The sequence below is a fragment of the Aquitalea sp. ASV11 genome, assembly GCF_016429185.1.
GTDB classification, from domain to species: domain Bacteria; phylum Pseudomonadota; class Gammaproteobacteria; order Burkholderiales; family Chromobacteriaceae; genus Aquitalea; species Aquitalea pelogenes.
On sequence record NZ_JAELUD010000098.1, the window covers coordinates 1 to 11,955 of the forward strand.

An 11,955-nucleotide genomic window follows, 5' to 3' on the forward strand; every position below is an offset into this window, starting at 1 on the left:
GGTTCTACCCCGCTGCTGGTGGCCGAAGGCAATCGTGCGCTGGGGGTGATCGAGCTGAAAGACATCGTCAAGGGCGGCATCAAGGAGCGCTTTGCCGAGCTGCGCCAGATGGGCATCAAGACCATCATGATCACCGGCGACAACCCGCTGACCGCCGCCGCCATTGCCGCCGAGGCCGGGGTGGACGACTTTCTGGCCGAAGCCACGCCGGAAGCCAAGCTCAAGCTGATTCGCAGCCATCAGGCCGAAGGCAAGCTGGTGGCCATGACCGGAGACGGCACCAATGACGCACCAGCGCTGGCCCAGGCCGACGTGGCGGTGGCGATGAACACCGGCACCCAGGCGGCAAAAGAGGCCGGCAATATGGTGGATCTGGACTCCAACCCGACCAAGCTGATCGAGATTGTCGAAATCGGCAAACAGATGCTGATGACCCGCGGCTCGCTCACCACCTTCTCCATTGCCAATGATGTGGCCAAGTATTTCGCCATCATCCCGGCTGCCTTTGCCAGCACCTATCCGCAACTGGGCGCGCTGAACGTGATGGGCCTGAACAGCCCGGCCTCGGCCATCATGTCCGCCGTGGTCTTCAATGCGCTGATCATCGTGTTCCTGATTCCGCTGGCACTCAAAGGGGTGAAATACCACGCCAGAAGCGCAGCCGAACTGCTGCGCGGCAATTTGCTGATCTACGGCCTGGGCGGCCTGCTGCTGCCTTTTGCCGGCATCAAGCTGATCGACATGCTGCTGGGCGCGGCCGGTCTGGTCTGACCCCCGCCCCTGACATAAAGGAAATCATCATGCTCAAAACCCTGCGCCCGGCACTGGTGCTGTTTGTCATCCTGTCGGCCATCACCGGGCTGGCCTATCCGCTGCTGACCACGGGCCTCGCCCAGTTGCTGTTTCCGTATCAGGCCAATGGCAGCCTGATCGAGCAAAACGGCCAGATCATCGGCTCGCAGCTGATCGGCCAGAACTTCTCTGGCAAGCAGTATTTCTGGGGCCGCCCCTCCGCCACCAGCCCGCAAGCCTATAATGCCGGCAGTTCCGGCGGCTCCAACCTGGGCCCCACCAACCCGGCCCAACTGGATGCTGTCAAAGGCAATCTGGAACGCCTGCGCAAGGCACATCCCACCCAGACGGCAACCGTACCGGTTGATCTGGTAACCGCATCCGCCAGCGGGCTGGACCCGGACATCTCCGTCGCTGCCGCCTACTACCAGATGGAGCGTGTCGCTGCAGCACGCCAGATGCCGCTGGCCCGATTGCATAAGCTGGTGGATGACCACATCATTGGCGAAACCTTCGGCCTCCTGGGCGAACCGCGTGTCAATGTGCTGGCGCTCAACCTGGCACTGGACAGCCTGGGCGCCAAGTAAACATCGCGCAGCGACCCAGCCATCCAGGAAGGCGGGGCCGCTGCGCGGTTTGGCTGCGACCGGCCAGAAAAAGAAAGTCGATGACTGATACCCGACCCGATCCCGATGCCCTGCTCGATGCCATCAAGCAGGATGAACTGGCCGCCCAACGTGGCCGTTTGAAAATCTTTTTTGGTGCCTGCGCCGGTGTGGGCAAGACCTTCGCCATGCTCAGTGCTGCCCGTGTACGCCAGCAAGAAGGCTGCAAGGTACTGGTGGGCGTGGTGGAAACGCATGGCCGCAAGGAAACCGAAGCGCAATTGCATGGGCTTGAAGTGCTGCCCCTCACACAGATTGAATACAAGGGGCGCAGTCTGGCCGAGTTTGATCTGGACAGCGCACTGGCACGCCAGCCGGAACTGATCCTGATGGACGAGTTCGCCCACTCCAATGTACCCGGCTCACGCCACAGCAAACGCTGGCAGGACGTGGAAGAGTTGCTGGCCGCCGGCATCGATGTCTACACCACGCTGAATGTGCAGCACCTGGAAAGCCTGAACGATGTGGTGGGCCAGATCACAGGCATCGTGGTACGCGAAACCCTGCCCGACCATGTGTTCGATCAGGCCGAAGAAGTTTCGCTGGTAGACCTGCCGCCGGACGAACTGCTGGCGCGACTGGCTGCCGGCAAGGTATATCTGGCACATCAGGCCGAACGGGCGGTAAAAAACTTCTTCCGCAAGGGCAATCTGCTGGCGCTGCGCGAGCTGGCCTTGCGCCGCACCGCTGACCGGGTGGATGCGCAAATGCGTGCCTACCGCGCCGACCAGTCAATCAAGCCGGTATGGCATGCGCGCGAACGCTTGCTGATCTGCGTGGGGCATGGCCCCGGTACGGAAAAGCTGGTGCGCAGCGGCAAGCGGCTGGCCGCCAGCCTGGATGCCGACTGGATTGCCGTATTTGTGGAAACCCCGGCACTGCAACGCCTGCCGGAAGCGCAGCGTGCCCGCATCATGAAGGGGCTGAAGCTGGCACAGGAACTGGGCGCGGAAACCACGGTACTGGGCGGTAGCGACCTGGCCGCCACCCTGCTGGCCTATGCGCGCAGCCGCAATGTTTCCAAGCTGGTGGTGGGCAAGTCCTCGGCCGGCCCATTGCGCCGCCTGCTGCGCCAACCCTTGCTGGAACAGCTGACGCGGCAGGCAGATGATGTCGATGTCTACGTGGTATCCCACGAGCACGACCCGGACAGCACAGCACCGCAGGAAGGTTTCAACCGGCTGCTGTTTGGTGAAGCCAGTCGGCAAAAGCATGGCCACGGCTATGTGGCTGCCTTGCTGGCCTGTCTGCTGACCACCGGTCTGGTGAGCCTGCTGACGCCGTTTTTTGACCTGTCCAATGTGGTGATGCTCTACCTCTTGGCCGTGGTGCTGATTGCCGTACGCTTTGGCCGCGGCCCCGGCGTGCTGGCGTCGCTGGTATCGGTGGCCACCTTCGACTTTTTCTTTGTGCCGCCACGGCTGTCCCTGTCGGTATCCGACACCCAGTATCTGCTCACCTTCGCCGTGATGTTTGCCGTGGCGCTGATCATCAGCCAGCTGGCGGCCCGGCTGCGCTTTGAAGCCAATATCGCCACCTATCGCGAACGCCGTACCCGCGCGCTGTACGAGCTGGGCCGCGAGCTGGCAGCGGCCCTGACCGCCAACCAGATCATCGACATCGCCGTCAGCCGCCTGCAACCCTTGTTCAATGCCAGCATCGTGCTGCTCACCCCCAACAGCCAGGAACAGCTGCGCGCCGAAAACGACAGCACGGCGCAGGCCGATCTGGGCGTGGCGCAATGGGTCTACGACAAGCAGCAGGCCGCCGGCCTTGGCACCCAGACCCTGCCCTCCAATGCCATGCTCTACCTGCCACTCAAGGCGCCGATGCGTAATCGCGGCGTGCTGGCCGTGTTGCCGGAACAAGTGGATCAGGTTTTCCTGCCGGAACAGCAACGCCTGCTGGAAACCTGCGCGGCACAGATTGCGCTGGCGCTGGAACGGGTGCATTACGTCGAGGTGGCACAGGACGCCATTGTCGCCATGGAGTCCGAGCGCTTGCGCAACAGCGTGCTGTCCGTCATCTCGCACGACCTGCGCACCCCGCTCACCACGCTGGTCGGCCTCTCCAGCCTGCTGGCGGAAGGTCAGGTGGATGCGCGCAAACAAGCCAGCATTGCCCAGTCCATCCAGGAAGAATCGCTGCGCATGAACCATCTGGTGACCAATCTGCTGGACATGGCCAGGCTGCAATCCGGCGTCAAACTCAACAAGGCCTGGCAACTGCTGGATGACGTGGTGGGCAGCGCGCTGCGGGCTTGCCAGCGCAATCTGCAAGGACATCAGCTGGAGGTGGCACTGGCCAGTGATTTGCCGGTGCTGGAATACGATGCCGTGCTGATTGAGCGCGTACTGGTGAACCTGCTGGAAAACGCGGCCAAATATACGCCGCCCGGCAGCCATATCACCCTGCTGGCCCAGCCGGAGGGCGCTACAATACGCGTTTGCGTGCAGGATGACGGCCCCGGCCTGCCCAGTGGACTGGAACAAAAACTGTTCGACAAATTCAGCCGCGGCAACAGCGAATCCACCACACCGGGTGTGGGCCTTGGCCTGGCCATCTGCCGCAGCATTGTCGAAGCACACGGCGGCCAGATTACCGCCAGCAACCGCCAGCCACACGGTGCCGCCTTCTGCTTTACCCTGCCGGTCAGCCAGATGCCGGCCCTGCCCGGCGACGAGGAAATCCAGCCATGAGTGAAACACCTGTCCACCTGGTGGTCATCGAGGACGAAAAACCCATCCGCCGTTTTCTGGCCTCGGCACTGGATGGCGACAACTGGGTGGTGCACGAAGCCGAAACCGGCAAGCAAGGCCTGATTGAAGTGGCCACCCGCAAACCGGACCTGGTGATACTGGACCTGGGCCTGCCGGACATGAACGGCATTGAAGTGATCCGCCAGCTGCGCGAGTGGACCGACCTGCCCATTCTGGTGCTCTCCGCCCGTACCCAGGAAACGGAAAAGGTACTGGCGCTGGATGCCGGTGCCGACGACTACCTGACCAAACCGTTTGGCGTGGCCGAGTGCATGGCGCGTATCCGTGTCCTGCTGCGGCGGCGCAACCAGGGCAGTGCCGCCCCGGTGCAAACCTTTGGCTTTGGCCCCATCGAAGTGGATCTGGTCAACCGCACCGTCAGCAAGCATGGCAACCCCATCCACCTCACCCCCATCGAATACCGCTTGCTGGCTACCCTGATCCGCAACAGCGGCAAGGTCATCACCCACCGCGAACTGCTGCTGGCGGTATGGGGGCCATCCTTTTCCGAGCACAACCAGTACCTGCGCGTCTACATGGGACATTTGCGGCAAAAGCTGGAAGACAACCCGGCCATGCCGCAGCACATCCTCACTGAAACCGGCGTGGGCTACCGCCTGCTCGAACGCTAGCTACTGCGGCTTGCCCGGCCAGCCGCCCCACAGTGCGCTTGGCGGCTGTCCCGGCCTGCATGGCATTTTCCGGATGGCCGCCATTTTCACCTGACATATCAAGTAAAAATCCCTGGCAATCGACCAGCCATTTCCTGCCAGCATAATCAGAAATCGGCTATTTCTGGCCGACTTCCCGCATTTGTAGACTGCTCTCCCAGCCACCACTGAAACGCCTGCCACCCGGTATCGCGCATCAGTCATCAATCGGGAGAGACCTTGAAACGCTTCGCCATTGCCGGCATCCAGATGCCGGTTTCCGCCTTCGAAGAAAACATCACCCGCATGGGGCACTACGTCGCCCATGTCAAACACCGTTTTCCCTGGGTGGATATGGTGCTGTTTTCCGAGCTGGCAGCCTACGGCCCCAATCCACTGCGTGCCGAAACCATGCCGGGAGAGGCCGAAGAGCGGCTGTGCCGGATTGCCGCGCGCCATGGCGTATGGCTGATTCCCGGCTCGCTGTTCGAACAGCGTGATGGCTGCATTTTCAATACCAGCCCGGTCATCAACCCGCAGGGCGAAGTCATCGCCCGCTTCAGCAAGCTGTTTCCCTTCCTGCCTTACGAAAAAGGCATTACCGCCGGTGACCGGTTTGTGGTGTTTGACGTACCGGGTGCAGGCCGCTTCGGCATCTCCATTTGCTACGACATGTGGTTTCCGGAAACCACCCGCACCCTGGCAGCCATGGGGGCGGAAGTCATCCTGCACCCCACCATGACCGACACCATAGACCGCGAGGTGGAGCTGGCCATTGCCTGCGCCTCTGCCGCCACCAACCAGCTGTATTTCTTAGACATCAACGGCGTGGGCGATGGCGGCACGGGCCGCTCCATCGTGGTGGACCCGTCCGGTCATGTATTGCACCAGGCCGGGTCGGGCGCGGAAATCATCCCGGTGGAAGTGGATTTCGACAAGGTAAGGCGCGAACGCGAACGCGGCCTGCGTGGCCTGGGCCAGCCCCTGAAGAGCTTTCGCGATCGCCGGTGTGAATTCCCCGTTTATCAGCGCGACAGCGGGGTGGATGGCTTCCTGCATACGCTGGGGCCGCTGGTCAAACCGGGCGACCACGACCAGAGCGGGCTGTCCGGCCCAGGCGGCCCCGTGCCGGACAACCCGGCCCTACCGGCCACGTCAGGCAATGAGCAAGACCCGCAATGATAGCCAGTGCCATGGCCATGCGCTGGCTGCGCCATTGCCGGCAGTGGCTGCAATCCATATCAACCGCCAGCCGGCAGCACCAGACAGCAAAAACACCACCGCGAGCCGTTCAGGGAGAACCAACCATGCAAAAAGTCAGTAATATTTCCGATCTGCGCCTGCTGTTTCACCGCAATGAACGGCCGATCTACTTCATCAGCGCCACCAATTTCAATTTGCTGGGCATAGACCAGTGGGTGAACCGCTTCAAATACATCAACTACATCGACTGTTTCGATGGCCGCCACCCCAATGTCTTTGTGCCGCCACAGTTGCCGCACGAAGAATTCCAGTCCATCGAAGACATCAATAACTACCTGCTGCAGCACAAGGACGTGGTGGATTATGTCGAGCGCGCCGGAGGTCGACCGGTGGCGGTATTCCTGATGTTCGATGCAGAAACCGAACGGCTATGCCATGAACTGGGCATCGAAGTATGGTTTCCCAGCGCCAGCTTGCGCGAGCGCTGCGACAACAAGATGGAAACCGTCCGCATCGGCAACAAGGCCGGAGTGCCCTCTGTCCCCAACGCCCTGTGCAAGGTGGATAGCTATGCCCACCTGCGCGAGATCGCCGACGCGCATGGCCTGGGCGAACAGCTGGTAGTGCAAACCGCCTTTGGCGACTCCGGCCACACCACCTTCTTCATTTCCAGCGAAGCCGATTTCGACCGCCACGCCCAGGACATCATCCAGGACCCTGAGGTCAAGATCATGAAGCGCATCAACTGCCGTGGTGCCACGCTGGAAGCCTGTGCCACCCGCAGCGGCACCCTGGTGGGGCCACTGCTTACCGAGGTGGTGGGCGAACCGGAGCTGACCCCCTATCGCGGCGGCTGGTGCGGCAATGAAATCTTCCCCGGCGCCTTCAGTGAAGAAGTACGCGCCAAGGCACGCGAAATGGCTTACCGTTTTGGCAACCAGCTGATGGCTGAAGGCTACCGTGGCTATTTCGATCTGGACTTCCTGATCGATAAGGACACTGACGAAGTCTACCTGGGCGAGCTGAATCCGCGCATTTGCGGTGCCAGCCCGATGACCAACCACGCAGCCTTTGCCTATGCCGATGTGCCGCTGTTCCTGTTCCATCTGCTGGAATTTTCCGGCATCGACTTTGAACTGGATGTGGAAGAACTGAACGCCCGCTGGGCCAACCCGGCCTTCATCGACAGCTGGAGCCAGCTGGTGATCAAGCATACCGCCAACAATGTGGACATCATCACCCATGCCCCGGCCACCGGCATCTACCGCATGGCAGAAGACGGCTCGGTGTCCTACCATCGCTTCGATTACAAGCGCCAGGATATCGAGTCGGAAAACGAAGCCTTTTTCCTGCGCATCAGCGGGCCGGGCGACTATCGTTATGAGGGGGCGGACCTGGGCATCCTGATTACCCGCGGCCGTTCGATGAGCGACGACTTTGCACTCAATGACCGCGCGCGCCACTGGATAGCCGGCATCAAGAAATACTATGCGGCCAAGCCCATCATGGCAGTGCATGATGAAAGCCTGCCTGCACCCGGTGCCTTCAAGATCCTGTAGTCCCCGCTAACAACCTGGCAGTCGCCTGCAGCACGGCGGTGGCCTCAGCCCCAGTGAGACACATGCGCTGTACATTTGAAGCGATACGAGAAGATACGCCGGGAGCACGCTGGCAAGCACTGTTTCAATTACGCTGGCCCGCCTATCAGCAGTGGTTCCTGCGCGATGGCTACCGGGCACGGCCCTCTTACCTGGCAGGACGGCGCGCACTGCGCCAGCACATGCCGGAGCTGTCCGGGCTGTATCAGCAATTGTGCGAACTGGCTGGCGGTGGCGATCTGGAAGCCCGCTTCCTGTCGCAATGGTGTCCGCCATCCTATATCACCGGCTGTTCGCAGGCCGTCTGGCTGGACCCGACCGGGCAGGAAGTGCCTGTTCTGGCACGCAATTACGACTACGCTCCAGCCCTGCTGGAAGGCAGCTGGCTGGCTACACGCTGGCTGGGCCGCCAGGTGCTGGTGATGAGTGACTGCCTGTGGGGCGCGCTGGATGGCATCAACGAAGACGGCCTCGCCGTTTCCCTGTCCTTTGGCGGGCGCACGGCAGTGGGCGAAGGTTTCGGCATTCCGCTGGTGCTGCGTTACCTGCTGGAGGTAGCCAGCAACACCGCCGAAGCCATAGCCATCCTGCAGCGGCTGCCGGTACACATGACCTACAACATCAGCCTGCTGGACCAGCACAGCCACTGGGCCACGGTATTTGTCGCACCGGACCGGCCGGCCGAAGTGGTGCATCGCCCGGCGGTGGCCAACCATCAGCATGGGGTGGAATGGCAGGCCCATGCCAGGGCGACATTGTCAGAAGAACGTGAATGGATGTTGAGCCAGGGGGTGCGCAAGGCAAAGCATGCGGATGAGGTGGTACGGACCCTGTTGCGGCCACCCTTGTTCCAGACCGCCTATGGGCGTGGCTATGGCACGCTCTACACGGCGGCCTACCATCCTCAAACCCTGATGGCCGAACTGTTGTGGCCAGACATGCGCTGGCCGCAATACTGCCTTGATGTGCAGGAAGGCGTGCTGAACGTGCGCTTTGATGCCAATCACAGCCTGTAATGCCAGCGGCAGCCAGCGCAGATGTCTTGCTGTGGCTGCTGGCTTGCAATCCTGTTTGATCACAAGCCGACACATCCATACAGCATGAAAAATCGGGTTAAATCATGACAGAATGACTATTTGTCATGAAAAGGTAATAATTTATTCGCATTGCCTGTGGCAGACTGTGCCTTGCTTTTACAACATTTATGTACAGTTGTTATGACTGCTCCGTTCAGTAATACACCGTACCAGCAAGGATCATTACCATGAATGCCGCCAAGAAAATCCGTCGATTCATTGAAGAAAACCAGGACCCGGAACAAGTCCAGGTACTCAAGGATCTGGCAGCGGCGCTGGAAATGGGACGTGCTTTTGACCTCGGCAGCCTGTACCAGATCGATATGCGCTATTTCGAAGTTGCCCTCGACCTGCTGAAAGACTGGCGATTTGATCACCACATCGCCGCCCGCAGCAAGCTGCTGGAGCAGCTGCTGACCGAGATCGCCCCGGACCTGCGTGCCGACAACAGCAGCACAGTACCGGTAGCTGTGGTTGAAACCAGTGTGGAAGCAGCAGAAGCCAGCAGCCCGGAACAAGCCGGCAAGGCCGACAGCGCTGCACCACAGACCGAACCGGCAGCCAGCAGCAAGCCTGCCACCAGCCGCCGTCGCAAAACCGCCGCCGGGTAAGTCTGGCTGTCAGCCGTTCTGAGTCAGAGCGGCTGACAAAATAGCGTAGTGTCCCTGGGACAAGGCGCGCCGACGCCGACACTACCAGGGTACGGCAAGGAGGCGCAACGCAACAACAGGGGTTTTGTCAGCGGCGCTTACTGGCATAGTTCCGCCAGCCGCTGCGGCTGGCTGACCAGATAATTGCCCTCCCCTTGCAGGCTGACAATGCGCGCATTACGGCGTGTCTCCCAGCTATCCACCGGGTACTGCCTTGCCCAGGCACACATCAGTTGCCGGTCCTGCCGGCTCATGTTCAAACCATAGCGCTGATGCATGTACAAGGTGATGCGGGCAGCACGCCCGCGCACTTCCTCGCGCGGTTGCACCCGCTTGCCGGCAAAGTCCACCACCGTGCCACACTGGCCGTAAATGCGTGTCGGCTGCTTGGCCCAGGCGCCATAGGACAGATTGCTGCGATCGGCATTCACCTCGCCCACGGCCGGAACCAGATTGTTCAGATCCCCCTCCGCCTGCCGGAAAACCGCATCATTGGTCGCGCAATTCTTGCGTCCACCTGCCTGCCAGCACTGGCGCTGATGTCCCAGCACCCAGGCAGGCACCACATGTTCCCATTCGATACGCTTGGCCCGCTCCGGATTCTTGCGTGGCACATAGCCACAGGACAGCCAGTCCACCTCTTTGCCCTCATATGAGCAACCGCAGTAGAAATCCTGCTGCATGCCGGCAAATACCCTGGGCAATACACGTTTGGCGGCGATGAAGTCGCGGTGCCCAACAGCCTTTTCTCCACGCACCAGTGGCGATAGCTCCACCTTGTCCTGAGCCCGATCCGCCCGTGCGGATTGGCCTGTGCCGCTTACATCCAGCTGGCGCACGACTGTTTCGCCCAACTGGGCCAGTGTTTTCACTTCGCGCGGCAGTTTTACCGCCCCGTCCTTGTCACAAGCGCCCAGCGCCAGTAGCAAGACGGCTAATACCAGTTTTCTCATTGTTGGCAAGGCCAGCATCATGCCATTTTGTACTGGCCACATCCTGTACTTTAGGGAGGGGCACTATAACCGCAGCCAGTCCATTTTCAAACCATCTGCGGTATAGATCTGCCAGCAGCCGGCACGCCGCCTGCGTTACAATCCCGCCATCAGGCCAGTTGGCCTGGCCATTCACAGCAGATCAGGTCCCGCATGTCCAGAAAACCCCGCTTGCGTTCCGGCACTGGCGTCACCATGCATGATGTCGGCCAGGCCGCCGGTGTCAGTGCCATTACCGTCTCTCGCGCCTTGCACTCGCCAGAGCGCGTGTCTCCCGCCCTGCGTGAGAAAATCCTGCAGGTGGTGGAACAGCTGGGCTATGTGCCCAACCGTTCTGCGCGCCAGCTGGCCTCGGCCCGCTCCCATACCGTACTGGTGCTGATTCCCTCACTGAGCAATACCGTTTTCATTGATGCACTGGCTGGTATCGAGTCAGTCTTGCAGCCTGCCGGTTACCAGATGCTGATCGGCAATACTCATTACAGCGACGACGAAGAGCTGGCCCTGTTGCGTGCCTATTTGCAGCACAGCCCGGATGGCCTGCTGGTCACCGGGCTGAACCAGTTGCCCGCCTTCCGCCAGATCGTCGCGCAGCAGGCACTGCCCGCGGTGTACATGATGGACTTGAGTGAAGACGACAGGCCCTGTGTCGGCTTTTCCCAGGAAGCCGCTGGTGCCAGCATGACCCGCCATCTGCTTGCGCGCGGTAAGCGCCGTATCGCCTTTCTGGGTGCACAGCTGGACGAACGGGTGATCAAGCGGCTGCATGGCTATCGTTCGGCATTGCAAGAAGCCAGCTGTCACGACCCGGCGCTGGAATGGCTGAATCCTTCCCCTTCCAGCATGCAAATGGGTGCCGACATGCTGGATGCGCTGCTGGCTGCCCACCCTGACTGTGACGGTATTTTCTGCTGCAATGACGACCTGGCCATCGGCGCGATTGCCCGTTGCCAGCAACGCGGCATCGCTGTGCCCGCACAACTGGCCATCGGCGGCTTCAACGACCTGCAAGCCGCCGCCTGGACCACCCCCGCCCTCAGCAGCATTGCCACGCCACGCTTTGACATTGGCGCGGCTGCCGCACGCCTGTTGCTGCAACAGCTGAATGGCGAAGCCATGACGTCGCAAAAGCTGGATCTAGGCTTCCAGCTCAAGATACGCGGCAGTTCCTGAGCGCCGTCCCGCACAAGCTGCAAGCCCCCTGTCTGCCCGTACTGGCATTGCTGCCATGCAGCACATGATTTGATTGCCGCGCCGATGTTGTTAGCGCTAACATCGCGCCAGATTGCTCAGGCAAATTTTTTTACCTCAATTTGTTAGCGCTAACATGAAAACTCCGAACATTGTGGTGATGGGCGTGGCCGGCTGCGGCAAGAGCAGCCTGGGCCAGGCACTGGCTGCCGCCCTGTCATCAACCTACATCGAAGGCGACCGCTTTCATCCACCGGAAAACATTGCCCGCATGCAGGCAGGCATTGCCCTGACCGACGCCGACCGCGCCGGCTGGCTGGCACAACTGGCCGCGCAACTGGCAACGGCTAGAAGAGAGCAAAAAGCCGTGGTGCTGGCC

The 11,955-nt window shown here is 61.1% G+C and carries 10 protein-coding genes and 1 pseudogene; 10 read left to right on the top strand and 1 reads right to left on the bottom strand.

Annotated elements, in window-relative coordinates:
• The 8 genes from JHD62_RS19875 to JHD62_RS19910 form a co-directional block, all read left to right on the top strand.
• Nucleotides 1-771, top strand: a 771-nt coding sequence (locus JHD62_RS19875) for an HAD-IC family P-type ATPase (protein WP_199104338.1), incomplete at its 5' end; no start/stop codon positions are given.
• A gap of 29 nt (nucleotides 772-800) precedes the next feature.
• Entirely contained in the window at nucleotides 801-1,379 is a 579-nt protein-coding gene (gene kdpC / locus JHD62_RS19880; protein ID WP_199104339.1) for a potassium-transporting ATPase subunit KdpC, read from the top strand.
• 80 nt (nucleotides 1,380-1,459) lie between these two features.
• Nucleotides 1,460-4,156, top strand: coding sequence for a DUF4118 domain-containing protein (locus JHD62_RS19885; protein ID WP_199104340.1), 2,697 nt, complete (start codon nucleotides 1,460-1,462; stop codon nucleotides 4,154-4,156).
• The gene (locus tag JHD62_RS19890) at nucleotides 4,153-4,848 is read left to right on the top strand and encodes a response regulator (RefSeq protein WP_045848029.1); all 696 of its coding nucleotides are present in this window, start codon (nucleotides 4,153-4,155) and stop codon (nucleotides 4,846-4,848) included. The genes JHD62_RS19885 and JHD62_RS19890 overlap by 4 nt, the downstream gene beginning before the upstream one ends.
• Before the next feature lie 258 nt (nucleotides 4,849-5,106).
• On the top strand, nucleotides 5,107-6,048 hold the full coding sequence (locus JHD62_RS19895; protein WP_199104341.1) for a carbon-nitrogen hydrolase family protein: 942 nt from the start codon (nucleotides 5,107-5,109) through the stop codon (nucleotides 6,046-6,048).
• A gap of 125 nt (nucleotides 6,049-6,173) precedes the next feature.
• Nucleotides 6,174-7,628, top strand: coding sequence for a biotin carboxylase (locus tag JHD62_RS19900; protein WP_199104342.1), 1,455 nt, complete (start codon nucleotides 6,174-6,176; stop codon nucleotides 7,626-7,628).
• 62 nt (nucleotides 7,629-7,690) lie between these two features.
• Nucleotides 7,691-8,683, top strand: coding sequence for a C45 family autoproteolytic acyltransferase/hydolase (locus tag JHD62_RS19905; RefSeq protein ID WP_199104343.1), 993 nt, complete (start codon nucleotides 7,691-7,693; stop codon nucleotides 8,681-8,683).
• A 248-nt stretch (nucleotides 8,684-8,931) separates the two neighbouring features.
• Nucleotides 8,932-9,354, top strand: a complete 423-nt coding sequence (locus JHD62_RS19910; RefSeq protein WP_199104344.1) for a hypothetical protein — start codon at nucleotides 8,932-8,934, stop codon at nucleotides 9,352-9,354.
• Nucleotides 9,355-9,491: 137 nt separating this feature from the next.
• Here the strand turns inward: JHD62_RS19910 and JHD62_RS19915 are convergent, their stop codons facing one another.
• Entirely contained in the window at nucleotides 9,492-10,346 is an 855-nt protein-coding gene (locus JHD62_RS19915) for an endonuclease (protein WP_131360765.1), read from the bottom strand.
• Between the two features lie 192 nt (nucleotides 10,347-10,538).
• Here JHD62_RS19915 and JHD62_RS19920 point away from each other — a divergent pair, with 192 nt between their 5' ends.
• The gene (locus JHD62_RS19920) at nucleotides 10,539-11,558 is read left to right on the top strand and encodes a LacI family DNA-binding transcriptional regulator (RefSeq protein ID WP_199104345.1); all 1,020 of its coding nucleotides are present in this window, start codon (nucleotides 10,539-10,541) and stop codon (nucleotides 11,556-11,558) included.
• Between the two features lie 154 nt (nucleotides 11,559-11,712).
• Nucleotides 11,713-11,955 (top strand): annotated as a pseudogene (locus tag JHD62_RS19925) (shikimate kinase); the annotation flags it as partial.